We start from the raw sequence: 25,832 nt of genomic DNA, 5'->3' as shown, positions 1-25,832 counted from the left end.
GTAATTAATTGTAAATCAACATAAAAATTTAATTTTTTATCAAAAATTTATTTTACATACCGGAATAGGCTCCATTTTATGGCGGTTTGCGGTGTTTAAACGCTTGTAAATTTCGAATACAATTTTTTGTCGTCCTTCAAAATCTGATGCTTTTTTTTCAGATTCAGCTGCTAACATAGCCCATTCTAACTCATCATAACTGGCCCCGAGTTGGTCTTCATCGGTTCTGTCATCGCCAAAAAGGCCATCTGTAGGGGATGCTTTTTGAATAGATGTTGGAATTTTTAAATACTGCCCCAATTGATACACTTCTGATTTCATTAAATCAGCAATTGGACTTAAGTCAACACCACCATCGCCGTATTTTGTATAAAATCCAACACCAAAATCTTCAACTTTATTTCCAGTTCCAGCAACTAGTAATCCATGTATGCCTGCAAGGTAATACAATGTAGTCATTCGTATGCGGGCACGTGTGTTTGCTAGTGAAAGGTTGAACTTTGCCTCATCAATACTGTGAGGAACATTTTGTTTAAAAGTTTCAAATACAGCAGTCAAATCAGTTTGCACGCTTTGTACGTTTGAAAATCTAGATTTTAATTGCTCAATATGCTCTTGGGCTCTTTGCACGTGGCTTTGAGCCTGATGAATAGGCATTTCAACACATAAAACTTGTAAGCCTGTTTGTGCACACAAAGTAGAGGTTACTGCAGAGTCTACACCACCGGAAATACCTATGACAAAACCGTTAACTTTTGCATTTTCGGCATAGTTTTTTAACCAGTTTACAATATGAGTATTTACTTTTTCAGCTTCAAAAATACTTTTTTTAGTCATAATAATTCACGTTTTAAAAAGGAGGGATGTATATTTGCAAAAGCAATTTGTTATGCATTAATTCCCGAGGTTACATACACAAATTTAATTAAATAATTATGAAAAAATACCTATTAACGGCAGTCTTTTGTCTTGTTTTGATGGCATGCGAGAAAAAAACGAAAGTAGAGCATGAAGTTTCAGAGATTCCTGTAGATTTGAAGGTAGAAAGATTTGACAAACTTTTTTTTGAAACCAAACCAGAAAATTTAGAGAAGGTTAAAAAACAGTATCCTTATTTTTTTCCTGCAGGCAATGATAACACGGTTTGGATAGAGAAAATGCAAAATCCTCTTTGGAGAGAATTATACACAGAGGTTCAAAAAAAGTATGCCAACATACAACCTGTAAAGAAAGAGTTAGATGATTTATTTAAGCAAATAAAATATCATTTTCCAAAAACAAGAACCCCAAAAGTGATCACTGTTATATCTGAAATGGATTACAATACCAAAGCAATTTATGCAGACTCTTTGGTAATCATTTCTCTCGAATTGTACTTAGGAAAGGATCATAAATTTTATCAATTTCCCAATTACCTAAAACAAAATTTTGAAGAAAGACAAATTGCACCTGATGTAGTGTCAAGTTTTGCCATGCGTAAAATTCCTCCGGGAACTCAAAAAGAGTTGTTGTCTCAAATGGTTTATTGGGGTAAGCAGCTTTATTTGAAAGATGTATTGCTGCCAACTTACACTGATGCTGAGAAAATAGGATATACTCCTGAACAAATAAAATGGTGTGAAGAAAACGAAAGCTACATGTGGCGCTATTTCTTAGAGAAGGAAATGCTCTATAGTAGTGAGCAAAAATTAGCACTTAGGTTTATCAACCCAGCACCGTTCTCAAAATTTTATTTAGAAATTGATAACGATTCTCCTGGTCAAGTAGGGGTATGGGTAGGATGGCAAATTGTTAGAGCTTACATGGAAAACAGTGGCGCTTCACTAGAAGAATTGTTAAAAACAGATGCAAAAGAAATCTTTGTTAAATCAAAATACAAACCCAAAAAATAATGTCAAATACCAATACATCAGAAATAAAATTTTTAGTTGAACTAGATGAAAATCGCGTTCCAGAAAAACTAATGTGGACTGCCAAAGATGGTGGTGTAGAGCACGAAGAAGCTAAAGCTATAATGCTTTCAATATGGGATAGCAAAGCTAAAGAAAGTATGAGAATTGATTTGTGGACAAAGGACATGCCTGTAGATGAAATGAAAATTTTCTTCCATCAAACTTTAGTAGCCATGTCTGAGACGTTTCACAGAGCTACCAATGATGAAAAAATGTCGGCTACGATGAAAGATTTTTGTGATTATTTTGCAGAAAAACTCGACTTAACCAAAAAATAAAAAAAAATAAGAGCTGTTCCTGTAGCTCTTATTTTTTTTGGATAGATTTCTTTTTAAGATCTTTCAATATCTTTTTTAGACTCCCTAATACTAATTTATTGGAGCTTTTATGAAAATTGATGTTATCAATTAGTTTATTTGATTTTTTGGTTTCCCAGATTGACTTTTGTTTTTCTGCACGATCACTACCAATCGCCTTTTGAGTATATATAATTTGATGTAAATTCAAATCGTATATTTCTAAAGAAACTTCTGCATTGTTTTCCTCTCTTGATTGTTCATCGTCAAATAAAGAGATTGTTCCTAATTCATCTTTATTTTTTTTGGATGATACATTGATGAAGTAATCAAATCCGGTACCTGCTTGTAGTAATTTGATTTGTTCTTTATTGGGATTAAGAGGTATGTTTTCAGGAAGGAGCAAGCCCTTAGCATCGGCCCGAAAATGATAACGATTACCTATATTTTCAGCAAAAAACGATGCTGCTTCTTCAGTGAGTTTTTCTCGGTTTTCCTTAGCGCTGTAGACCGTGTTTAAGAGCCATTTTCCTTGGGTAAAATCTACACCTGTTTTGTAATCATGATTTGTAAGTAGGTAGGTGTGCGATTTACAGGAGGTCAGAGCTATAAAAAGGATTCCTACTTTAAAAAAGATGCTCCTATTGTTTGAATTCATTGAAAAATTAGTTCTAAAATTGACTGTTGTTTTTAAAAACTTCTTGATTCACTTCATCAATATAGGTCAATAACTCTTCCTTCCCAGTACATTCTGTTGCTGATGTAACAAAATATTGAGGCATTTCGGCCCAGTTATTTGCAAACATTTTCTTTTTATAGGCAGCAATGTGGGAGTCAATTTTTACTTTACTAATCTTATCGGCTTTGGTGAAAATAATACAAAACGGAATTTCACTTTCGCCCATGTATGACATGAATTCAACATCTATCGTTTGTGCTTCATGCCTAATATCAATTAACACAAAAGCGCAAACAAGTTGTTCTCTTGTTTCAAAATAATCAGTAATGAATTCTTGAAATATAGACTTCGTTTTTTTAGATACTTTAGCATAACCATAGCCAGGTAAATCCACTAAAAACCAGTTGTTGTTAATCAAAAAATGATTTATTAATTGGGTTTTTCCTGGGCGTCCCGATGTTTTGGCTAATTTTTTGTGGTTGGTAATCATGTTAATCAAGGATGATTTTCCCACATTGGATCGGCCAATAAAAGCATACTCCGGTAAAAAGTCTTTTGGACATTTTGATACATCGGAGTTACTGATAACAAATTCGGCGGTATTAATTTTCATGTTCTAAAGGTGTAAAATGCAAACTTTGCCTTAATGTATGGCAAGATGCGTATTGGTAAGCCATTCTTCTAGCAGGCGGTTGAATTCTTCTGGATGCTCCATCATTGCAGCATGACCGCATTTATCAATCCAGTACAAAGTAGAGTTTGGTAATAATTTATGAAATTCTTCGGCAACATCTGGAGGTGTTACTTTGTCATTTTTTCCCCAAATAATACAAGTTTGTACATGCATTTTAGGTAGATCTTTGGCCATATTGTGGCGTATAGCGCTTTTTGCAATCGTAAGCGTTTTTATTAATTTGATACGGTCGTTTACAGATTCGTACACTTCATCGATAAGTTCTTTTGTGGCAACTTTTGGATCGTAGAATACGTCTTCGGCTTTCTTTTTTATGTATTCGTAATCACCTCTTTTTGGATAACTGTCACCCATGGCGCTTTCGTAAAGACCAGAACTACCAGTAATTACAAGTCCAGCTACTTTTTCAGGATACATTTTGGTGTGATACAATGCAATATGTCCTCCTAGGGAATTTCCAAGTAAAATAACACGCTCTAATCCTTTGAAAGTGATGAAATCTTTAACGTATTTTGCAAAACTTTTTACATTAGTCTTTAAAATGTTTTGTGTGTAAATGGGTAAGTCTGGAATGATAATTTTGTAACCCTTTGAAGAAAAGTGATCAGCAACAGCATCAAAATTACTAAGTCCGCCCATAAGTCCGTGTAAAATGACAATTGGAGTCCCTTCACCTGCTTCATAATAGCTGTATCTTCCCTCTTTTTTATAGTGTTTTTCCATTTTTTTTTAATCCCTATTTTCAATTTTGACAAATATAGGATTTAATAAATAAAAATGAATTTTTAAGACAATTTTTAATTGTAAAATTATCACTAGCGTACCATAAATAATTCTTTTTATGTAGTAAAATACTAGTGTTTTTTTACGTGAAAATATCTTTTTAATTGCTTGATATTTCCATATTTTGAACAATCCTGCTACGGTTTTTATTCTTGAAGAGGGAATTAACAAAAATGAGGCTAACCTGTTGACAGTATATAAATTAAGGATTTTGGCTAGAAAGTGGTTAAACTTATTAACAAAGTGGTAGCAAGTGGTAAATTGTGGTAGATTTTTTTATATTTTTGCTCTACATCATTTAATACTTTTTGTTTGGACACAATTGTAGGAACATATGAATGCAAAGTTGATGCAAAAGGCAGGATGCTACTGCCAGCACCGCTTAAAAAGCAATTGGCTTCATCACTTCAAGACGGGTTTGTTTTGAAGCGTTCTGTGTTTCAACCATGTCTTGAGTTGTATCCTATGCAAGAGTGGAATGTAATGATGGCAAAAATTAACAAGCTCAATCGCTTTGTAAAAAAAAATAATGATTTTATCCGAAGGTTTACCGCAGGAGTAAAAGTGGTAGAGATTGATGCGCTAGGTAGATTATTGGCTCCAAAGGATTTAGCAGTTTTTGCAAGTATTACTAAAGATGTTGTTTTCTCGTCATCTATTAATATGGTAGAGATTTGGGATAAAGATTTGTATGAGAAATCAATAAGTGGAGATGATCTGGATTTTGCAGATTTAGCAGAAGAAGTAATGGGGAATTTAAATGACGACAACAATGGAATATCATAATCCTGTTTTGCTTCAGGAATCAGTAGATGGTTTAAATATTCATCCTGATGGAGTATATGTAGATGTAACTTTTGGAGGAGGAGGTCATTCAAAAGAAATTTTGAAACGGCTGGGGCCAAATGGGAAGTTGTTTGCCTTTGATCAAGATGAAGACGCATTAGCCAACGCATTAGCTGATGATAGATTTACCCTGATAAATGAAAACTTCCGTTTTATAAAACGGTTTTTGCGTTTTTATGGAGTAAAGAGTGTTGATGGGATTTTAGGAGACCTTGGAGTTTCTTCACATCAGTTTGATGTTCCAGAGAGAGGTTTCTCAACTCGTTTTGATGCGGACTTAGATATGAGAATGAGCCAGAAAAATGACTTGAGTGCTTACAAGGTGGTAAACGAATATGATGAAGCAAATTTAAAAAGAGTTTTTCTGGATTATGGAGAGTTAAAAAACGCTCCTGTACTGGCAAGGACTATAGTAGAAGCCAGAACGCAATACCCAATAAAAACTACTGATGAGTTAAAAGAGGTTTTGTCAAGGTATTTGCCAGAAAGAGTTAAAAATAAAATACTAGCTCAGATATATCAAGCTATAAGGATAGAGGTGAATCAAGAAATGGATGTTTTAAAGGAATTCTTAGAGCAATCTTTAGAAATCTTAAAACCAGAAGGACGTTTGAGTGTTATTTCATATCATTCTCTTGAAGACCGATTGGTGAAAAGATTTGTAAAAAACGGAATGTTTGATGGAGAGCCTGAACGTGATTTTTTTGGAAATTTTTCGGTTCCATTTAAAACCATTGGAAAATTAATTGTTCCCAATGCTAACGAGATTAAAGAGAATAATAGAGCAAGAAGTGCCAAATTAAGAATTGCTGAAAAAAGATAAAAAATGAAAAACGGGGTTTACAGTTTATTAAAAGCAAAGTTTCTTGTAAACGATGATGCTGTAAAAAACTGGCGATTCATTGTTTTTGGAATTGCACTTGCTATTATTATGATTGCAAATACACAAAGATTTGAACAAAAAGTATTTGAAATAGCGGCACTCTCTAATCAAGTTAAAGAATTGCGATCAGAGTTTGTAGATAGAAGGTCAGAGTTAATGAAATTAAAAATGGAGTCCACTATATCTGAGAAAATGTTGCAAAAACAAATTTTTCCATCCACAGTGCCGCCAGTAAAAATAAAAGTAGTCAAAGAAGAAGAAAAAAGCTTTTTCAAAAAAATATGGGAGTAGACGATAAAAATATATCCTACAGAATTTATCTGGTTGCTGCATTCATCTTTGTGATTGCAGTGGCTATTACTATTAAATTAACCAATATTCAATGGGTTGAGGGAGATTATTATCGAAAATTAGCCAAAGAAAGAACGGTAAGGAACTTTGTAATACCAGCCAATAAAGGAAATATTTACTCGGCTGATGGCAGTCTATTGGCTACATCAATTCCTAATTATGAAATACGTTTTGATGCCGTTGCGCCCAAAACCGAAGTCTTTGAAAAGAATGTAAAATCACTTTCAGACTCTTTAGCAACAGTGTTGGGTAAAACATCTAGCTATTTTGAAAATGAGTTAAGAAAAGCACGTGCCAACAAGAATAGATATTATTTAATAGGTCGTAAACTAGGTTATACTTCTTATTTTAAAATTAAAGGTTTTCCATTATTTAATTTGGGAGCTTTCAAAGGAGGGATAATTGTAGAGCAAGAAACAGTTAGGGAGCATCCCATTGGTAAAATTGCCGAAAGAACCGTAGGGTATGAACGTACTCAAAATGGTCAATCTGTTGATGGAAAAGGAATAGAATGGGCTTTTAGAAAATATTTGAATGGGAAAGACGGTAAGATTTTAAAACAAAAAATTGCAAAAGGACAATGGAAACCTATTCGTGATGTTAATGAGGTAGATCCTCAAGACGGGTATGATGTCATCTCAACTATTGATGTGTACATTCAAGATATAGCACATCACGCTTTATTGAAACAGCTGGAGTCTTATGAGGCAGATCATGGATCAGTAGTAGTGATGGAGACTAAAACGGGTCATATTAAAGCAATTTCTAATTTAGGAAGAGCTAATGACGGTACTTATTATGAAACTACAAATTACGCCGTAGCAGAGTCTCATGAGCCTGGTTCTACTTATAAATTAGCAGGATTAATGGCATTGTTAGATGATAAAAAAGTAGATACAAGTGCAGTTTATGATAGCAAAAACGGAGTGATAACGTATTTTGGTAAAAAAGTAGAAGATTCTCATGAAGGTGGATACGGCAAAATTTCTCTGGCTAGAGGTTTTGAGGTTTCATCTAATACAATATTAGTTCAAGCGGTTTATAATGCATACAAAGAGAATCCGTCGCAGTTTGTAAATCATCTTAATAATTATGGACTTAATAAAACATTAGGACTCTCTATCAAAGGGGAAGGAATCCCTTATGTGCCTCAACCTACAGATAGAAGTTGGTCTAAAATATCATTGCCTTGGATGGCTTTTGGATACGGAGTGCATATTACACCAATGCAAACATTAGCTTTTTATAATGCCGTTGCAAATGATGGGGAAATGGTAAAACCACAATTTGTATCTGAAATAAAAGAGTGGAATAGAACCATAAAAAAATATGAAAAAGAAGTTTTAAACCCTAAAATTTGTTCTAAGGAAACCATTGTTAAACTCAAAGCAGTCTTGGCTAATGTGGTGAAAAAAGGAACAGGATCTAAATTGTTTTCTAAAGATTTTTCAATGGCAGGAAAAACCGGTACGGCACAGGTAAACTATGGTAAAGCAGGAAGAACAGGAATGTATTACGCCTCCTCTTTTGTGGGCTATTTTCCAGCTGATAATCCTAAGTATTCTTGTATAGTGGTGGTGCATAAGCCTAATACAGCACTTAATAATTATTACGGTGCTGATGTGGCTGGGCCAGTTTTTAAAAGAATTGCACAAAAAATATTTACCGATGCTCCTTCAACCAATACCATAAAAAATCTTGACAGGAAAATTGATAAGCAAGAACAAAGCTATGAGGCTTACTATTCAAAAGTTCAGAAAAAGCAGAAAGTAGTCCCTAATCTTAAAGGTATGTCAGGCATGGATGCTGTAGCGCTTCTTGGAAATTTAGGGATGAAAGTAAAAGTTGTAGGTGTAGGAAAAGTTAAAAAACAGTCGTTGCAAGCAGGTGAAAATGTAGTAAAAAATGCAACAATATTATTAGAGTTATCATGAAAGTACTAAAAGACATATTATACAAAGTAGCTATAGATTCGGTAACGGGTCTTACAGATATTCCTGTGAATAAAATAGAATTCGATTCTAGAAAAATTCTCAACGGAGATGTGTTTGTTGCTATTCACGGTACAGTTTCAAACGGTCATGATTTTATTGAAAAGGCAATTCAACTTGGAGCCACAGCAATAGTTTGTCAAATTTTGCCAGCTGAACTTTCACCAAGAGTAACGTATATCAAGGTTCAAGATACCAATGCTGCATTGGCTTGCATGGCTGCAAATTTTTATGATTCGCCTTCGCAAAAACTAAAATTAGTTGGTATTACAGGTACTAATGGTAAAACCACTATTGCCTCTTTATTATACCAATTATTTATAAATGCTGGGTATAAAGTTGGCTTGCTTTCTACTGTGAAAATCATGGTGAATGAGAAAGAGTATAAAGCTACTCATACCACTCCAGATTCGTTAACAATAAACCACTACTTAAATGAAATGATAGAAAGTGGTGTTGAATATTGTTTCATGGAAGTGAGTTCTCATGGAATTCATCAAAAGAGAACAGAAGGATTGCATTTTACAGGTGGAGTTTTTACCAATTTGTCTCATGATCATTTAGATTATCACCCCACATTTGCTGAATACAGAGATGTTAAAAAAGCTTTTTTTGATAGTTTACCAAAAACCGGTTTTGCTCTTACCAACGCGGATGATAAAAACGGATCTGTCATGTTACAAAATACCGTTGCTAATAAAAAAACGTACGCCTTAAAAACCTATGCCGATTATAAAGCACAAATTTTAGAAAATCAATTATCAGGATTGTTATTAAAAATAAACGGTCATGAGGTTTGGGTTAAATTGATTGGAGATTTCAATGCGTATAATTTGCTTGCAATTTACGGAACTGCTTTAGAATTAGGACTTGATAGTTTAGAAGTTCTTAGGTTATTATCTAATTTAGAAAGTGTTTCAGGCAGGTTTCAATATATAGTATCGAATTCTAATGTGACTGCTATTGTTGATTATGCTCATACACCAGATGCTCTTGAAAATGTTTTGAAAACAATAAACACCATTCGTACTCAAAACGAGCAGCTGATTACGGTTGTGGGTTGTGGGGGTGATAGGGATAAAGCAAAAAGACCAGTAATGGCTGATATAGCTGCAAGTTTAAGTGACAAAGCTATTTTCACTTCGGATAATCCAAGGAGTGAAGATCCTTTAGAAATCATCTCTGAAATGGAAAAAGGAGTAGCTCCACATCATTTTAAGAAAACAATTTCTATTACAGATAGAATGCAAGCTATTAAAACAGCGTGTCAGTTAGCACAGCCTAATGACATCTTATTGGTTGCAGGTAAAGGTCATGAAACGTACCAAGAGATTAATGGTGTTCGTCATGATTTTGACGATATGAAAATAGTAAAAGAACTATTAGAACAATTAGGAAAATAATTTGACATCGTTTAGTATTTAAAACGATTCATAAGAAAAAACAAAATAACAGTTAACCAGATAAACAAAGATATATGCTGTATTATTTATTTGAATATTTAGACAAAATGATGGATGTTCCTGGAACAGGAGTTTTTCAGTACATTACTTTTAGATCAGCATTAGCCTTAATGTTATCGCTATTATTGTCTACTATTTATGGTAAACGAATCATTCGCTTTTTACAAAAACAGCAAGTAGGAGAAACGGTTAGAGAGCTTGGATTAGCGGGTCAAAATGAAAAAGCGGGTACACCTACAATGGGTGGTTTGATTATCATATTTGCAACGCTTGTTCCGGTTTTGCTTTTTGCAAAACTGCACAACATTTATATTGTATTACTTATTGTTACCACGCTTTGGATGGGGACAATAGGGTTTATTGATGATTACATTAAGATTTTTAAAAAGGATAAGCAAGGTTTAAAAGGAATTTTTAAAGTAATAGGACAAGTAGGTTTAGGATTAATAGTAGGGACCGTTCTTTATTTTCATGCAGGTGTTACTGTACGTACAGATACGTCTACATCAGATATTTTTAGAGCACCTACTAGCACCGTTGTTTTACCAGCTCCAATTGAGGAGAAATCAACAGCAACTACAATTCCGTTTTTTAAAAATAATGAGTTTGATTACGCTGAAATTTTAGCTTGGACTGGAGAAGGTTATGAAAAATGGGCGTGGTTAATATTTATTCCGGTGGTAATTTTTATTATCACAGCTGTTTCAAATGGTGCGAATTTAACAGACGGTATAGATGGTCTTGCAGCAGGAACATCGGCCATTTCAGTGCTGGCGTTAGGTATTTTTACGTTTGTATCGGGAAACATTATTTTTTCCAATTACTTGAATATTATGTACATCCCTAATTCGGGAGAAATGACGGTTTTTATAGCGGCATTTGTAGGGTCTTTAATTGGGTTTCTTTGGTATAACTCGTATCCAGCATCGGTATTTATGGGAGATACGGGAAGTTTGACTATTGGGGGAATCATTGCTGTACTAGCAATTGCAGTTCGTAAGGAAATGCTAATCCCATTGTTATGCGGAATTTTTCTAGTCGAGAATTTTTCGGTAGTACTTCAGGTGAGTTATTTTAAGTATACCAAGAAACGTTTTGGCGAAGGCCGAAGAATATTTTTGATGTCCCCTTTACACCATCATTATCAAAAGAAGGGATATCATGAGAGTAAAATTGTTACCCGTTTTTGGATTGTAGCCATCATGTTAGCCATACTGTCCATAGTTACATTAAAATTGAGATAGGTTTCAATTAAAAATGCAGAATTAAAAATTAAAATTCTCTAATGAAAGAAAATATTGTTCAACAGAAATCATTTCTTTTTGCGGTTAGGATAGTTAATTTATATAAGTACTTAACAACGATAAAAAAGGAGTTTGTGTAAAGTAAACAGATTTTGAGAAGTGGGACATCAATAGGAGCAAATATTGAGGAGTCTATAGGAGGGAGATCTGATAAAGAGTTTTTGTTTAAGTTAGAAATCGCTTATAAAGAAACTAGAGAGACAATATATTGGTTGAAATTATTAAAAGAAACAGATTACATCTCTCTTCATGAATTTGAAAGTATATGTTCTGAAGCGGAGGAAATTTGCAAAATAGTTGCAAAGATTATAATAACGTTGAAATCGAAAATATAGAAATAGTTAAATAATTAATTGTGTGTCATAAAATTGAAGTTATAGAGCTAATTCCATGGAGTTGCTAACAAATTTTTAATTTTTAATTCTCAATTTTTAATTAAAATTACATGAGACTAGTTATTCTTGGTGGGGGAGAAAGCGGTATTGGAACTGCAATTTTAGGAAAGAAGAAAGGGTACGACGTTTTCGTATCTGACTTTGGAAAAATAAAAGGGAATTATAAAGAGGTTTTATCTCTCAATTCAATTCCATGGGAAGAAGAAAAGCATACCGAGGATTTGATTTTGAATGCCGATGTGGTTATGAAAAGCCCTGGTATTCCTGATAAATCTCCTATTGTTAAAAAACTAGTAGAGAAAGGGGTTTCGGTAATATCAGAGATTGAGTTTGCTGCTCCTTTTACAAATGCTACCATTATAGGAATTACGGGTAGTAATGGAAAGACAACTACAACCATGCTTACATATCATTTATTGAAATCAGCTGGGGTAAATGTAGGTTTAGGAGGAAACATAGGCAAAAGTTTTGCTTGGCAGGTGGCCGATAATAAGTTTGATTTTTATGTGCTTGAATTGAGCAGCTTTCAATTAGACGGGGTATTTAATTTCAAGCCACACATTGCAATTATTACGAATATAAGTCCAGATCATTTAGATCGATACGAATACAAATATGAAAATTATATCGATTCAAAGTTTAGAATAACTATGAATCAAACAGAGGAGGATTATCTAATTTATGACGCAGATGACGAAGCGATCAATAATTGGTTAACAACTCATCAAACAAAAGCAAAATTAATTCCTTTTTCATTGACAAAAACATTCAACGAAGGAGCTCACATAATACAAAATAAAATGGAAATTAAAATTAACCGAGAGGATTTTTCAATGGATACAGAGCATATCGCCTTAGAGGGAAAACATAATATGAAAAATGCAATGGCAGCCACTTCAGTAGCAAAATTAATGCAAATTCGAAAAGCTACCATTCGTGAAAGTTTATCAAATTTTCAGGGTGTTGAGCACCGTTTAGAAAAAGTCTTGAAAATTCAGAACATTCAATATATTAATGATTCTAAGGCTACAAATGTAAATGCTACTTTTTTTGCTTTAGATAGTATGAATGCGCCTACAGTATGGATTGTAGGTGGTGTTGATAAAGGAAATGATTATAACGAGTTAATGCCTTTAGTACGTGAAAAGGTAAAGGCAATTGTGTGTCTTGGAGTTGATAATAAAAAAATTATAGACGCATTTGGTAATGTAGTAGACATGATGGTTGAGGTAACTTCTATGAGTGATGCTGTTAAAATGGCGCAGCGTTTGTCAGAGAAAGGAGATACCGTATTATTGTCTCCTGCTTGTGCTAGTTTCGATTTATTTGAAAGCTATGAGGATCGTGGTAAACAATTTAAACAAGCAGTTAAAAGTTTGTAAGTAAATAGTATTTTAAAGTGGTGAATATCGGTTTTATCTGCTGCAATAAAAGGATAAGAATTGGTAACAAAGAATGAAAATGAAAAAACTAATAAGCAATTTAAAAGGGGATAAAGGGATTTGGTCATTTGTGGCCTTATTAGCCTTGTTGTCTTTTATGCCTGTTTTTAGTGCGAGTAGTAATTTAGCTTACATAGGAAAAGGAGATGGGAATACTCTGGGGTATCTGGTTAAGCATATCGTTCATATAGGAATTGGTTTTACAATAATTTTTATGGTGCATAAAGTACCATATCATTATTTCAAAGCTATTGCAAGGGGTTCTTTGTACTTTGTTTGGTTGCTTTTAGCGTTTACATTATTCAAGGGCACAGTAATTGCAGGTGCTAACGCTAGTAGATGGATTCAAATTCCTTTTATTGGTGTTACTTTTCAGCCCTCGACTCTAGCCTCAATGGTGTTGTTTATATTCGTAGCCCGTTTTTTATCAAAAAAAAGAACTGAACCCTTAACATTTAAAGCGTCTGTGTGGGAGTTATGGCTGCCTGTTTTTGTAACATTAATTTTTATTTTACCTGCAAATTTTAGTACAACAGCCCTTATTTTTTCTATGGTGTTGATGCTAGTTTTTATAGGCAAATATCCATTGAAATATATGGGTATCGTTGTAGGGACAGGAGTAGTAATGTTAGCTTTTTTTATGATTATTGCTAAGACTTTTCCAGATGCATTTCCCAACCGTGTGGACACGTGGATAAGTAGAGTTGAAAATTTCACCAGTGATAAACCTGGAGAAGATGATTACCAAATAGAGAAAGCAAAAATTGCAATCGCATCAGGAAAATTATACGGATTAGGACCAGGTAAAAGTGTCCAAAAAAACTTTTTACCGCAATCTTCATCTGATTTTATATATGCAATTATTATTGAAGAATATGGTCTTGTGGGCGGAGTTGGAGTAATTGTCTTGTACTTGTTGTTGCTATTTCGTTTTGTTGTGGCTTCTCATAAAGCCAATAGCCTTTTTGGAAAATTACTGGTCGTAGGTTTAGGTTTTCCTATGGTTTTTCAGGCCATGGTAAATATGGCAGTTGCTGTTGAACTATTGCCTGTTACAGGGCAAACGTTGCCGCTTATAAGTAGTGGAGGTAGCTCCATTTGGATGACTTGTTTTGCATTAGGAATCATCATTAGCGTGACCAAAAAAGAAGAAGAAATAGCAGAAGAAAAAAAGGACGCTGCAAAAAGAGAAGAAGCGTTGCAAAAACTTATTGATAGAGAGCTTGACCAAGAGTACGAAGTGGTGCAGGATTATTCCATCGAAGATAAAGCTATAAATCCCATGAAGGCAGTGTTTAATAAATAGGATTCGAAATTTTTTTAAAATGAAACAATATAAATTCATACTTAGCGGCGGAGGAACTGGCGGACATATTTATCCGGCAATTGCTATTGCTAATGAATTAAAATTGCGTTTTCCAGATGCTGAATTCTTATTTGTTGGAGCTCAGGACAAGATGGAAATGCAAAAAGTGCCTCAAGCGGGTTATGTTATAAAAGGATTATGGATCGCAGGATTACAACGTAAAATAACTCTTGATAATATTTTGTTTCCTGTAAAAGTACTTTCTAGCCTGTGGCGCTCTAGATCAATCATAAAAGAGTTTAAGCCAGATGTTGTAATAGGTACTGGTGGATTTGCAAGTGGGCCATTATTGCAATCAGCAGGGATGAGTGGTATTCCTACCTTGATTCAAGAACAAAATTCCTTTCCAGGAATTACAAATAAATTATTGAGTAAAAAGGCTAGTAAAATTTGTGTAGCATACGAAAATCTGGAACGGTTTTTTCCACAAGACAAAATCATTTTAACAGGAAATCCAGTTCGTCAAGATTTATTAGATATCGATTCTAAAAGAAGTGAAGCTATATCGTATTTTAATTTAGACGATAATAAAAAAACACTTCTAGTTTTGGGTGGAAGTTTAGGTTCAAGACGAATTAATCAGCTTATTGAAAAAGAGCTTGATTTTTTAATTGCCTCAGGAGTACAAGTTTTTTGGCAATGTGGTAATTTTTATATGGCCGAGTATAAACATTTTTCTGACAGGGAAAATGTTCAAGTAGTTTCGTTTATTGACAGAATGGATTTAATTTATGCTGCTGCTGATTTTGTGATTTCGCGTGCAGGTGCATCATCAGTATCTGAATTGTGCTTGGTAGCTAAACCCACAATTTTTATACCATCGCCAAATGTAGCCGAAGATCATCAAACCAAAAATGGTAAAGCAATTGTAGATAATGGTGGAGCTTTGCTGCTTAAAGAAAGTGAGTTGGATTTGAAGTTTGAATCTGTTTTCAATAAGCTTATTCATGACCATCAACTTCAAATAAATTTGAGTAATAACATGAAAAAATTGGCTAAACCTAATGCAACAAAAGACATTGTGGATGCCATTGTATCATTGTTAAAATAAAATAGAGATAAAGTAGTTTAATACTATCAGAATACAACAAAAATGAATTTAAATAACATACATAACGTTTATTTTATAGGCATCGGAGGAATCGGGATGAGCAATCTTGCTCGTTATTTTAAAACATTAGGAAAGCAAGTTTCTGGATATGATAAAACCCCTTCAAGTCTTACAAATGAATTAATAGCGTCTGGAATTTCAATTCATTTTGAAGATGATGTTCAATTGATTCCAAAAGATTTCTTGATCAGTAATACGCTTGTGGTGGTAACTCCAGCTGTTCCAAAAACGCATTCTGAATGGTGTTTTTTTTTAGAACAAGGATATGAGATAAAAAAGAGAGCGGAGGTTTTAGGTTTGATTACCGAAAATACGTTTTGTTTTGCAGTAGCAGGAACACATGGTAAGACAACTACATCGGGAATTTTGGGACATATTTTGAATGAAAGCGGTGCTGATGTGACAGCTTTTATAGGTGGCATTGTTGAGAATTACAATTCAAATTTAATAGGCAACGGTAAAACAATTACTGTGGTAGAAGCAGATGAATTTGATCGTTCTTTTTTACATTTGCACCCCAATATTGCTTGCATTACCTCTATGGATGCGGATCATCTAGATATTTATGGGACAAGTGCAGCAATTGAAGAGTCGTTTGTAGAGTTTGCCTCTAAAATAGAAGATAAAAATAATCTTTTCATAACAAAGGATTTGCCATTAGAGGGAATAACCTGCGCCGTAAATGAAGATGCTGTTTATAAAGCGTTTAACGTACGTGTCGGAAATGGAAGTTATGTTTTTGATGTTCAAACACCATCTGGTGTGATGCAGAATTTGCATTTTGGACTTCCAGGAAAGCATAATCTTATGAATGCCTTGATGGCAATTGGTATGGCAAATTTATATGGAACTCCTCAAGATGCTATTGCAAAAGCTATTGCGTCATTTAAGGGTATAAAAAGAAGATTTTCATATCAAATAAAAACGGATCATAAAGTCTATATAGATGATTATGCACACCATCCTACTGAGATTAACGCAGTGCATCAAGCAGTAAGAGAGTTGTATCCTAACCAAAAAGTGTTGGCAATTTTTCAGCCACACTTATTTAGTAGAACTCATGATTTTGGGGATGAGTTTGCCAAAAGTTTATCGGCTTTTGATGAGATTTTGCTTTTGGATATTTATCCTGCTAGAGAATTGCCTATGCCAGGGATAACATCAGATTGGTTGTTGCAAAAAATGACTAATGAGCATAAAGAATTGGTTGAAAAGAAAGATTTAGTTCAAAAGATTGTAAATAGTGATGCAGCAATTATTGTAACAATTGGTGCGGGAGATATAGGAGAATGGGTGCCAACAATTAAAAAAGCATTAAATGAAACTCTTTAATTGGACAAATGTACGATTAGTACTCATGTTTGTACTGTTGATTTTTTTATTTTCTTTCACATCAAAACGAAATGAAAATAGAAAACTGAAGCAATCTACAGTAACATTTGTGGGAGTTAATTCGCCATTTGTTAAACAAGAAATAGTTAATAAATTGTTGATAGAAAATAGTGACAACGTAAGAAGTATTCAAAAAGTTAATTTAGATTTGAATAAACTAGAAACCACTATTGATTCACATGCTATGATTAAAAAATCAGAAGTATATGTGACCATTGATGGTGTGTTAAAAGCAGTGGTAGAACAAAAGACTCCAATTGCTAGGGTGTTTGATAATGGTAAGTCTTTTTATATTGATTATCAAGGCGGTAAAATGCCTTTGTCAGATAACTTTACAGCGAGAGTACCGCTTGTTTCAGGAGCGAGAAATAAAAAAAATAGCGAAGAATTAACAAAATTATTTCAAGTTATTTACAATGATGAGTTTTTGAAAAAGAACATCATTGGAATACAAATAATGCCAAATGGTAGCTTAATTATGCACAATAGAAATTTTGATTATCAAATAGATTTTGGTAGTCTAAATTTTGCTGTGTTAAAATTTAGGAATTATAAAGCTTTTTTTCAAAAGGCTGTTTTGGATGGTTCTTTGTATAAATATAAAAAAATTGACCTCCGATTTACGGATCAAGTAGTTTGCACTAAATAATTGATAATGGAAAAAGAGAAGATTGCAGTAGGACTAGATATTGGGACAACTAAGATAGTTGCCATGATAGGCAAAAAAAATGAGTATGGTAAACTGGAAATTTTAGGTTTAGGTAAATCTAAAAGTCTTGGTGTGGCTAGAGGTGTGGTTAATAATATTACACAAACTATACAGTCTATACAACAAGCAATCCAAGATGCCGAAAATAATTCAGGTTTTAAAATAAAAGATGTAGTAGTAGGTATTGCAGGTCAGCACATACGTAGTATTCAACATACAGATTATATTAGCAGACACAATCCAGAAGAAGTAATAGGCGAAAGTGACATTCAGCTTCTTATTGATCAAGTAAATAAATTAGCCATGTTACCTGGTGAAGAAATTATTCATGTTTTGCCTCAAGAGTTCAAGATTGATGGTCAGTCAGAGATTAAGGAACCGATAGGAATGTATGGCGGAAGACTTGAAGCAAGTTTTCACGTGGTTGTAGGGCAAGCAGCATCTATAAGAAATGTTGGGCGCTGTATTCAAAGTTCGGGTATTGAGCTTTCTGGGCTTACACTGGAGCCATTAGCGTCTGCTGATGCGGTACTTAGTCAAGAGGAAAAAGAGGCTGGTGTTGCCTTAATTGATATAGGTGGAGGAACCACTGATTTAGCCATTTTTAAAGATGGAATCATTCGTCATACCGCTGTCATCCCTTTTGGAGGGAATGTTATTACTGATGATATTAAGGAAGGATGTTCTATTATTGAAAAGCAAGCCGAGCTTTTAAAAGTGAAGTTTGGATCTGCTTGGCCTGGAGAAAACCGTGACAATGAAATTGTATCAATACCAGGATTAAGAGGAAGAGAGCCAAAAGAAATTTCATTGAAAAATCTTTCTAAAATTATTAACGCACGTGTAGTTGAAATAATTGAACAAGTTTTTACCGAAGTGAAAGCTTATGGTCATGAAGATCCAAGAAAGAAATTAATTGCAGGTATTGTATTAACTGGTGGTGGAGCTCAGTTGAAACATATAAAACAACTAGTAGAATATATTACAGGAATGGATACCAGAATAGGATATCCAAATGAGCACCTAGCAGGGAATTCAGATGAGGAAATATCAAGTCCTTTATATGCAACAGCTGTGGGGTTAGTAATGAAAAGTATAGAAAACAAAACTCAAAGTGCAGTACGATTGGATCTTGTTGCTCCAGTAAAAGAGCAACCAGTTTATAGAGCGCCCGTGGCTGTGGCACCAACTCCTGTAAATGAAGTGTCTGAAATTGCAATAGAGGAAGAATACCATATTAAAGAGAAACAACCGGATTCTACCGCAACTAGAATTCAAAAAAACTTCTTTGATCGTTATGTGGATAGGATCAAAGAATTTCTTGATAATGCAGAATAAAACTCAAAAAAGAAGCTAAGAATTAATAATAATTTCAAAAAACCCAAAATTATGCCAAGCAACACAGAATTTGGAAGTATTTCATTTGATTTACCTAAAAACCAATCAAATGTAATAAAAGTTATAGGGGTCGGTGGAGGCGGAAGTAACGCTATCAACCACATGTTTAAGCAAGGAATAAAAGGCGTTGACTTCATAGTGTGTAATACAGATTCTCAAGCTTTACATAGCAGTTCAGTGCCAAATAAAATACAGTTGGGTGTTCATCTTACCGAGGGGTTAGGCGCAGGTGCTAATCCTGATGTAGGACAGCAGTCAGCTATAGAGAGCATCTCCGAAATTGAAAAAATGTTGGATCAAAATACCAAGATGGTTTTTATTACCGCTGGTATGGGTGGTGGTACAGGTACCGGTGCAGCTCCAGTAATTGCTCAACTAGCTAAGGAAAGAGATATTTTAACAGTAGGTATAGTTACGCTACCGTTTCTTTTTGAAGGTAAAGTGCGTCAAGAGCAAGCTTTAATTGGAATTGAAAAATTACGTAAACAAGTAGATTCCTTAATTGTTATAAACAATAACAAACTAAGAGAAGTTTATGGAAACCTTGGTTTTAAAGCAGGATTTTCTAAAGCGGATGAAGTCTTGGCAACTGCTTCACGCGGAATTGCCGAAGTAATTACGCATCACTATACTCAAAATATCGATTTAAGAGATGCTAAAACGGTTTTGTATAATAGTGGAACCGCAATTATGGGTTCATCAGTTTCATCAGGTGAGAACAGAGCAAAAGAGGCTATTATTGCAGCTCTAGATTCGCCATTATTAAACGATAACAAAATTACTGGTGCCAAAAACGTATTGTTGCTTATCGTTTCTGGTACTAATGAAATTACTATCGATGAAATTGGGGAAATCAATGATCACATTCAAAACGAAGCGGGACATAATGCCAATATCATCATGGGTGTAGGTGAGGATGAGTCTCTTGGTGATGCTATTGCAGTAACTATTATTGCAACAGGATTTGATATAGAACAACAAAATGAGATTGTAAACACAGAGCCTAAAAAGATAATTCATACGCTAGGGGATGAGCAAAAAAGTGTGTACAATTTAATAAACAATTCTGTAACTGCATTTGACTTAAATATGGAGACTCCAAAAGCGTCTTCTGCAAATGATAGAATTGTATTTGATTTAATGGAGGACGAAGTAGTTGTAAAAACTCCAGTTGTAAACACACCAACGATCAATAATGAAGACTTGGTTGAAATGTCTGATTTTATAAACAATTTAGACGTAACATTCGAAATTGTTTCACCTATTACTGATATCGATTTTATAGTTTCTACTCCAGCAGTAGAGCCACAATTGGTGCAAGCAAAAACAACAGAAAAACAAGAGCAAACATCATTTTCATTTGATTTACCTCTTTTTAAATCAGAAGTGTCAGAACAAAAACAAGACAATAACGTAATTTTTGAATTGACAAATGAGACTAAAGAAATTAAAGTAAATGAAGCAGTTCAATTTGTACCAGTAACAGAGCTTTCAGACAATGGAATTATCAAATATTCGTTAGAGGAGTATATGGATGAAGAACCAGAGTTTATGCCAAAAGCTGCAGTAAAAGCAACTGAAGTGGTTACGCCAGCTGAATTGAATATCACTTTGAAACAAGTAGATACTACAACAGCTGAGCATATGGATTTTGAAAGCATTGCTCCTACAGAAATGACGATTGAAGAATCATTACGAATGAGAGCTGATGAGCGTAGAAAGAAATTAAAAGATTTCAATTATAAGTTCCATAATAATGTTTCTAAAATTGATGAATATGAGAAAGAACCTGCTTACAAACGATTGGGTATAAATATCTCAAATAATCAAATGAATACTGCAAATTCAAGGATATCTGTTGGTACAGATAGTAACAATGATTTGCAATTGCGTTCTAATAATTCGTATTTACACGATAACGTAGATTAAGGTGTTAATTAATTCTAGGAAACCCGAAAATTAATATGATTTTCGGGTTTCTTTTTTTACTACAATCCACCAGATAGCAGTTGCTATTCCCGTTAAAATACTGTAATTTTGTTGGGCCTGAATCCAGCTGTTGTTGCAAGCTTTTTGTACAAAACGCTTTTTTTCTACAGTCTTAAAAGAGCTTCTTTCAGTCGCTTTTTAACTCTTAGAAAAAAATTGCTTTTTGCCCTAAAAAGGCTTTTCACGACCATCTGGGGCAGTAAGCAACAGTGCGCCGTAACTGCTGTTTCATCATAATTGAAAAAACAAAGACATAAGATATGAGTTTATCAACATTAATCATGGACGAAATGAAGACCGCCATGAGAGCTAAAGATACCGTTGCACTTGAAGCATTAAGAGCAATAAAATCAGAACTATTACTAGCACAAACGGCAACAGGATCTAAAGAAGAAATTTCAGAAGACGATGAAGTAAAGTTGCTACAAAAACTTGTAAAAACACGTAAAGAAAGTGCCCGAATCTTCACAGAGCAAAACCGTTTAGATCTTGCTGAACCAGAATTAGCGCAAATAGCAGTTATTGAGAAATTCTTACCAGCTCAACTAAGTGAAGCAGAAGTTGAAGCCGTTATTGCAGCAATTATTGCCGAAACCGGAGCATCAGGTATTGCTTCTATGGGGAAAGTTATGGGATTAGCATCAGCAAAACTTGGTGGAACTGCTGAAGGGAAAACGATTTCTACAATAGTTAAAAAATTATTGACCTAAATTTTAAGATACAAGATTAACAATTATAAATCTAGAATCGTTAATCACAAATCTCTAATCAAATGGCTGTGTAGTTCAACTGGATAGAATATCAGATTTCGACTCTGAGGGTTGCAGGTTCGAACCCTGTCGCGGCCACTTTTTAACTTTTAAATGCCTTAGAAAATTACAAGTTATCTTGAGTTTTTTGAGGCATTTTTTTAATGAATTACTTTAATATGGTTGTCCAAGTAGTTTTGACAGTTTTTATAGGTCTCTTTTTTCTTTTATTTATACTGTTTAATGTTATTGAGCCCTCTTATATGATGTTCTTTAATAAGCCATTGTTCATACATTGGTATCCTTTCTCTAAAAGACTGAAGCCACATCAGCGTAAAATTTTATCAGACGATTTTCCTTATTACAGTACCTTATCGGCTAAAAGAAAAGAGTATTTTGAACATAGAATACTTATGTTCACAAAACAATATCAATTTATAGGTAAAGATCTTGTAGTTACAGAGCAAATGCGATTGCTAATAGCAGCTACTTATGTCATGCTTACCTTTGGGATGCGTAATTATCTTGTTCCGTTGTTCAAGCGAATTGTTATTTATCCTACGGCTTACTTCTCAACCGAAAATGAAGTTTTTCACAAAGGCGAGTTTAATCCCATGATGAAAGCAGTAGTTTTTTCTTGGGAGGATTTTATCTTAGGTCATTTAAGTTCAACTGATAATTTGAATCTAGGATTACATGAATTTACGCATGTACTGCATTTTCATTGTATGAAAAATAACGATCCCAGTTCTATTATCTTTTTTGATGCCTTTAATGAAGTAGTCAAGTATTTTTCTGATTCGGTTTTAAGCTCCTCATTAAGCGATGCTCAGTATTTTAGATCCTATGCGTATGAAAATCAATTTGAATTTTTAGCAGTAGTTTTAGAACATTTCTTTGAAACACCAGCTCAATTTAAAACCGTACATCCAGATTTGTATGATCATGTTGTTACCATGATAAACTACAGAGAAAATCAATAAAAATGGCGCACTAGGCGCCATTTTGTATTAAAAAGTAGTAAGCTTTTTTAGATCTTGAATTGTTTGTACAGGGTCTGTTGCTTTAAAAACAAAACTTCCTGCAACAAGAACATCGGCTCCAGCTTCAACAAGTTGTTTTGCATTAGCACTAGTTACACCTCCATCAACTTCAATAAGGGTGTCTGCTCCTTTTCTTGTAATTAAGGCTTTTAGTTTTTCAACTTTAGAATAGGTGTTTTCAATAAATGATTGACCACCAAAACCAGGATTCACACTCATGATACAAACCAAATCAATGTCATTAATCACATCTTCTAACAAATCAATTGGAGTATGCGGATTGATGGCAACTCCAGCTTTCATTCGTTCTGCTTTTATGGCCTGTAGTGTTCTGTGCAAGTGTGTACACGCTTCGTAATGTACGCTAAGGATATTGGCTCCAAGTCCAGCAAATGTTTTGATGTAGCGATCTGGATCTACAATCATTAAATGGACATCAATTGTTTTGGTAGCGTGTTTAGCAATGGCTTCAAGTACTGGCATTCCGTATGAAATATTAGGTACAAAAACGCCGTCCATGATGTCTATATGAAACCAATCGGCTTCACTATTGTTGATCATTTCAATGTCTCGCTGTAGGTTTCCAAAATCAGCCGCTAATACTGATGGAGCAATAAGTGTATTTTTCATTGTGTAGTTGTTTAAGCTGAATATGTTTTCAGATTCTTAAGTTGTTGTTGGTGCAAAAATAGTTTTTTTAGACCAATTGAGGTGCTTTTTCATCAATAAGAAACAACGACTTTTAGTAACGAAGGTTGCGTAAGGGATAGAAGCGGCATCCTCGTAGTTCAACGGAGAGATACAGCGAATAGCCCGACCCGAAGTTTTTACGGAAGGTTACGCCTTTAAAGTGAGAAGTGAATAGTGAGTAGTGAACAGTATTCAGTGATTCGTTCTCAGTAAATAGTGATTTGTGGTTATATTGAAAAAAATGAAATCTCGGAAACCCGATCTGCCGTGGCGGAGAACAGACCGAGGTTTTATTAAAAAAATAAAACCTCGGTAATCAGCCGAGGTTTCAATCATCAATCAAAAAACGAACAGTTAATCAGACTGTTGTTTGCTTTAAAAAAGTTTCAAGTTTAAGGTTTCAAGATGTTTTGAGCAACTTGAAACTTGAAACAAATATAGTTATCCTAAATAGGTTTTTAAAATTTTACTTCTAGAAGTATGTTTTAATCTACGGATTGCTTTTTCCTTGATTTGACGCACACGCTCACGAGTTAGGTCGAAAGTTTCTCCAATTTCTTCTAAAGTCATTGGGTGTTGGTCACCAAGACCAAAGTACAAACGAACTACATCAGCCTCACGAGGTGTAAGAGTTTCAAGAGAACGCTCAATTTCGGTGCGTAATGACTCGTGAATTAACTCTCTATCTGGGTTTGGAGACTCTCCAGAACGCAATACATCGTAAAGGTTAGAATCTTCACCTTCTACAAGTGGAGCATCCATTGATAAGTGACGACCAGAGTTTTTCATAGACTCTTTTACATCATTTACGGTCATGTCAAGTTCTTTTGCAATTTCCTCAGCAGATGGCGGACGCTCGTTAGATTGCTCTAGTAAAGCGTACATCTTGTTAATTTTATTGATAGAACCAATTTTGTTCAAAGGCAAACGTACAATACGAGACTGCTCAGCCAAAGCTTGCAAAATCGATTGACGAATCCACCATACAGCATACGAAATGAATTTGAAACCACGAGTTTCATCAAAACGTTGTGCTGCTTTTATAAGCCCAAGATTTCCTTCATTAATTAAATCGGGAAGGGTTAAACCTTGATTTTGATATTGTTTTGCCACCGATACTACGAAACGTAAGTTGGCTTTTGTTAATTTCTCTAAGGCGCGCTGGTCACCAGCTTTAATCTTTTGTGCTAACTCTACCTCTTCATCAGCCGTGATAAGATCAACTTTTCCAATTTCTTGTAAGTATTTGTCTAATGATGCAGTTTCACGATTCGTTACCTGCTTGGTAATTTTAAGTTGTCTCATGGTGTTGTCTCCTCAATTTTAAAGTGTACAAATAGTTATACGTAAGGAGTTGCAAAAAAGTTACATTTATTTTTAAATTTTATTTTAAAACGTTTTTTTTGGGCATTTTCGCCGCGGCGAATCGGGCTATACGTTACAATCTTTTTATTCGCCGCGACGAATAAAAAGGATTTTCACTGCTATCCCTAATGCGGAGTCTTTCTTTTTTAGAACGTTATGTGCTTTAATAAAAACAAAAATCCCGTTCGCAATGCGAACGGGATTTTCTATAAATAAACCTTTAGTAAACTAAGATCTGATTACTCTTTTTTCTCCTCACGTGGAGGTCTTGGTAAAAGAGCTTTTTTTGATACTTTCTCTTTTCTAGTTTTAGTATCAAGTCCTGGGTATTTTACTTGGAATACATCGCCCATGTTTACTACAGCATTAACGTTTTAAGTACGTTCCCAAGCTAATTCAGATACGTGTATAAGAAAGTGTGTTTTTTTGTACGCGTTGTAAAAACGTGTATAAATAAGTTGTATTTTTATACACAAAAATAGATTTTTTGGAACGTGAACTTAAAATTCATCGACACACGGCAAGAACCTATTTGAATGCTTTGGCTGATGATGAAAATAAGTTTTTGACTAAAATTAAAATTGGAAAGAGTAATTATTTTATCAATGAAAAATTACTTACAGTTCTTAAAAACAGGTAAAAACAAAAGTTCCACTTACCATAGCGCACGGGTGTTTTCTTTTTCAAACCACCATCCACTAGGTTAGGTTTTTGGTAAATGGTTGAACAAATAATGAATCACTGCCCTTAAATAAAAAAATCATCCGATAATTGACTCTTTGCTTTTAGAATTACACTTACATTTAATAAAACGGAAAGGCTATCATAGAATGTGTGGTTTCTTTGTGTCTTTACACCCTATTAAGTGCCCTACTATTCATTTGCTTTAGTGCTGCACTATAAAAAAATAAGATAAACCCAGACTTGCTCTGTGTTTTTTA

General features: G+C 34.2%; 24 protein-coding genes, 1 tRNA gene and 1 pseudogene. 20 read left to right on the top strand and 6 right to left on the bottom strand.

Going from position 1 to position 25,832, the window contains the following annotated elements; translation table 11 throughout:
* Positions 1-39: 39 nt before the first annotated feature.
* The gene (gene nadE / locus LQ189_RS12450; protein ID WP_230157536.1) at positions 40-837 is read right to left on the bottom strand and encodes an NAD(+) synthase; all 798 of its coding nucleotides are present in this window, start codon (positions 835-837) and stop codon (positions 40-42) included.
* Positions 838-935: 98 nt separating this feature from the next.
* Between nadE and gldB the strand changes: the two genes are divergently transcribed.
* Together gldB and gldC are read left to right on the top strand one after the other, a co-directional pair.
* Positions 936-1,892, top strand: coding sequence for a gliding motility lipoprotein GldB (gene gldB / locus LQ189_RS12445; protein ID WP_230157534.1), 957 nt, complete (start codon positions 936-938; stop codon positions 1,890-1,892).
* Positions 1,892-2,230, top strand: coding sequence for a gliding motility protein GldC (gldC, locus tag LQ189_RS12440; protein WP_086453014.1), 339 nt, complete (start codon positions 1,892-1,894; stop codon positions 2,228-2,230). The genes gldB and gldC overlap by 1 nt, the downstream gene beginning before the upstream one ends.
* Before the next feature lie 28 nt (positions 2,231-2,258).
* On the opposite strand, the gene LQ189_RS12435 is transcribed toward gldC, so the two are convergent.
* The 3 genes from LQ189_RS12435 to LQ189_RS12425 are packed head-to-tail and all read right to left on the bottom strand — an operon-like array spanning position 2,259 to position 4,344.
* Positions 2,259-2,906 (bottom strand): hypothetical protein, encoded by a 648-nt coding sequence (locus LQ189_RS12435; protein ID WP_086453015.1) that lies wholly within the window; start codon positions 2,904-2,906, stop codon positions 2,259-2,261.
* Between the two features lie 13 nt (positions 2,907-2,919).
* Positions 2,920-3,540, bottom strand: a complete 621-nt coding sequence (gene yihA / locus LQ189_RS12430) for a ribosome biogenesis GTP-binding protein YihA/YsxC (RefSeq protein WP_086453016.1) — start codon at positions 3,538-3,540, stop codon at positions 2,920-2,922.
* A 30-nt stretch (positions 3,541-3,570) separates the two neighbouring features.
* Entirely contained in the window at positions 3,571-4,344 is a 774-nt protein-coding gene (locus LQ189_RS12425; RefSeq protein WP_086453017.1) for an alpha/beta fold hydrolase, read from the bottom strand.
* Between the two features lie 372 nt (positions 4,345-4,716).
* Between LQ189_RS12425 and LQ189_RS12420 the strand changes: the two genes are divergently transcribed.
* The 17 genes and pseudogenes from LQ189_RS12420 to LQ189_RS12340 all read left to right on the top strand — a co-directional run bounded on the left by LQ189_RS12420 (position 4,717) and on the right by LQ189_RS12340 (position 22,776).
* Positions 4,717-5,190 carry a division/cell wall cluster transcriptional repressor MraZ gene (locus LQ189_RS12420; RefSeq protein ID WP_086453018.1) on the top strand — a complete coding sequence of 158 codons (474 nt, stop codon included), beginning with the start codon at positions 4,717-4,719 and terminating at the stop codon, positions 5,188-5,190.
* A complete protein-coding gene (gene rsmH, locus LQ189_RS12415) occupies positions 5,165-6,073 on the top strand; it encodes a 16S rRNA (cytosine(1402)-N(4))-methyltransferase RsmH (protein ID WP_176330677.1) in 909 nt (302 codons plus the stop codon). Before LQ189_RS12420 ends, rsmH begins: the two co-directional genes overlap by 26 nt.
* 3 nt (positions 6,074-6,076) lie before the next feature.
* The gene (locus LQ189_RS12410; protein WP_230157533.1) at positions 6,077-6,424 is read left to right on the top strand and encodes an FtsL-like putative cell division protein; all 348 of its coding nucleotides are present in this window, start codon (positions 6,077-6,079) and stop codon (positions 6,422-6,424) included.
* Positions 6,415-8,418 (top strand): penicillin-binding transpeptidase domain-containing protein, encoded by a 2,004-nt coding sequence (locus tag LQ189_RS12405; protein ID WP_230157531.1) that lies wholly within the window; start codon positions 6,415-6,417, stop codon positions 8,416-8,418. The genes LQ189_RS12410 and LQ189_RS12405 overlap by 10 nt, the downstream gene beginning before the upstream one ends.
* Positions 8,415-9,878, top strand: a complete 1,464-nt coding sequence (locus LQ189_RS12400; protein WP_230157529.1) for a UDP-N-acetylmuramoyl-L-alanyl-D-glutamate--2,6-diaminopimelate ligase — start codon at positions 8,415-8,417, stop codon at positions 9,876-9,878. Before LQ189_RS12405 ends, LQ189_RS12400 begins: the two co-directional genes overlap by 4 nt.
* 74 nt (positions 9,879-9,952) lie before the next feature.
* On the top strand, positions 9,953-11,182 hold the full coding sequence (gene mraY / locus LQ189_RS12395) for a phospho-N-acetylmuramoyl-pentapeptide-transferase (protein WP_086453022.1): 1,230 nt from the start codon (positions 9,953-9,955) through the stop codon (positions 11,180-11,182).
* Positions 11,183-11,223: 41 nt separating this feature from the next.
* A pseudogene (locus LQ189_RS12390) lies at positions 11,224-11,577 on the top strand (four helix bundle protein).
* Between the two features lie 110 nt (positions 11,578-11,687).
* Positions 11,688-13,019, top strand: a complete 1,332-nt coding sequence (murD, locus tag LQ189_RS12385; RefSeq protein WP_230157527.1) for a UDP-N-acetylmuramoyl-L-alanine--D-glutamate ligase — start codon at positions 11,688-11,690, stop codon at positions 13,017-13,019.
* A 79-nt stretch (positions 13,020-13,098) separates the two neighbouring features.
* Positions 13,099-14,385, top strand: a complete 1,287-nt coding sequence (locus LQ189_RS12380) for an FtsW/RodA/SpoVE family cell cycle protein (RefSeq protein WP_230157525.1) — start codon at positions 13,099-13,101, stop codon at positions 14,383-14,385.
* A gap of 19 nt (positions 14,386-14,404) precedes the next feature.
* Positions 14,405-15,496 carry an undecaprenyldiphospho-muramoylpentapeptide beta-N-acetylglucosaminyltransferase gene (gene murG, locus LQ189_RS12375; RefSeq protein ID WP_230157523.1) on the top strand — a complete coding sequence of 364 codons (1,092 nt, stop codon included), beginning with the start codon at positions 14,405-14,407 and terminating at the stop codon, positions 15,494-15,496.
* 42 nt (positions 15,497-15,538) lie between these two features.
* Positions 15,539-16,888: a UDP-N-acetylmuramate--L-alanine ligase gene (murC, locus tag LQ189_RS12370; RefSeq protein ID WP_230157522.1), complete on the top strand. Its 1,350-nt coding sequence runs from the start codon at positions 15,539-15,541 to the stop codon at positions 16,886-16,888.
* Positions 16,875-17,597, top strand: a complete 723-nt coding sequence (locus LQ189_RS12365) for a cell division protein FtsQ/DivIB (RefSeq protein WP_230157520.1) — start codon at positions 16,875-16,877, stop codon at positions 17,595-17,597. Before murC ends, LQ189_RS12365 begins: the two co-directional genes overlap by 14 nt.
* A 6-nt stretch (positions 17,598-17,603) precedes the next feature.
* On the top strand, positions 17,604-18,995 hold the full coding sequence (ftsA, locus tag LQ189_RS12360; RefSeq protein ID WP_086453028.1) for a cell division protein FtsA: 1,392 nt from the start codon (positions 17,604-17,606) through the stop codon (positions 18,993-18,995).
* A 51-nt stretch (positions 18,996-19,046) separates the two neighbouring features.
* The gene (gene ftsZ / locus LQ189_RS12355) at positions 19,047-20,984 is read left to right on the top strand and encodes a cell division protein FtsZ (protein WP_221917720.1); all 1,938 of its coding nucleotides are present in this window, start codon (positions 19,047-19,049) and stop codon (positions 20,982-20,984) included.
* 320 nt (positions 20,985-21,304) lie between these two features.
* The gene (locus LQ189_RS12350) at positions 21,305-21,754 is read left to right on the top strand and encodes a GatB/YqeY domain-containing protein (protein WP_230157518.1); all 450 of its coding nucleotides are present in this window, start codon (positions 21,305-21,307) and stop codon (positions 21,752-21,754) included.
* Positions 21,755-21,818: 64 nt separating this feature from the next.
* Positions 21,819-21,892, top strand: a tRNA-Arg gene (locus LQ189_RS12345).
* Positions 21,893-21,957: 65 nt separating this feature from the next.
* The gene (locus LQ189_RS12340; protein ID WP_370634855.1) at positions 21,958-22,776 is read left to right on the top strand and encodes a zinc-dependent peptidase; all 819 of its coding nucleotides are present in this window, start codon (positions 21,958-21,960) and stop codon (positions 22,774-22,776) included.
* A 27-nt stretch (positions 22,777-22,803) separates the two neighbouring features.
* On the opposite strand, the gene rpe is transcribed toward LQ189_RS12340, so the two are convergent.
* Both rpe and LQ189_RS12330 read right to left on the bottom strand, forming a co-directional pair.
* The gene (rpe, locus tag LQ189_RS12335; protein ID WP_230157516.1) at positions 22,804-23,466 is read right to left on the bottom strand and encodes a ribulose-phosphate 3-epimerase; all 663 of its coding nucleotides are present in this window, start codon (positions 23,464-23,466) and stop codon (positions 22,804-22,806) included.
* Positions 23,467-23,967: 501 nt separating this feature from the next.
* Positions 23,968-24,831: an RNA polymerase sigma factor RpoD/SigA gene (locus tag LQ189_RS12330; RefSeq protein WP_026707723.1), complete on the bottom strand. Its 864-nt coding sequence runs from the start codon at positions 24,829-24,831 to the stop codon at positions 23,968-23,970.
* Positions 24,832-25,369: 538 nt separating this feature from the next.
* On the opposite strand from LQ189_RS12330, the gene LQ189_RS12325 reads away from it, so the two are divergent.
* A complete protein-coding gene (locus LQ189_RS12325; protein WP_370634897.1) occupies positions 25,370-25,531 on the top strand; it encodes a hypothetical protein in 162 nt (53 codons plus the stop codon).
* The last annotated feature ends 301 nt before the right edge of the window (positions 25,532-25,832 follow it).

Source organism: Flavobacterium sp. CECT 9288, assembly GCF_918731615.1.
Classification (GTDB): Bacteria; Bacteroidota; Bacteroidia; order Flavobacteriales; family Flavobacteriaceae; genus Flavobacterium.
The sequence above is the reverse complement of the archived record's forward strand: the minus strand, read 5'-3'. Positions and strand labels throughout refer to the sequence as shown.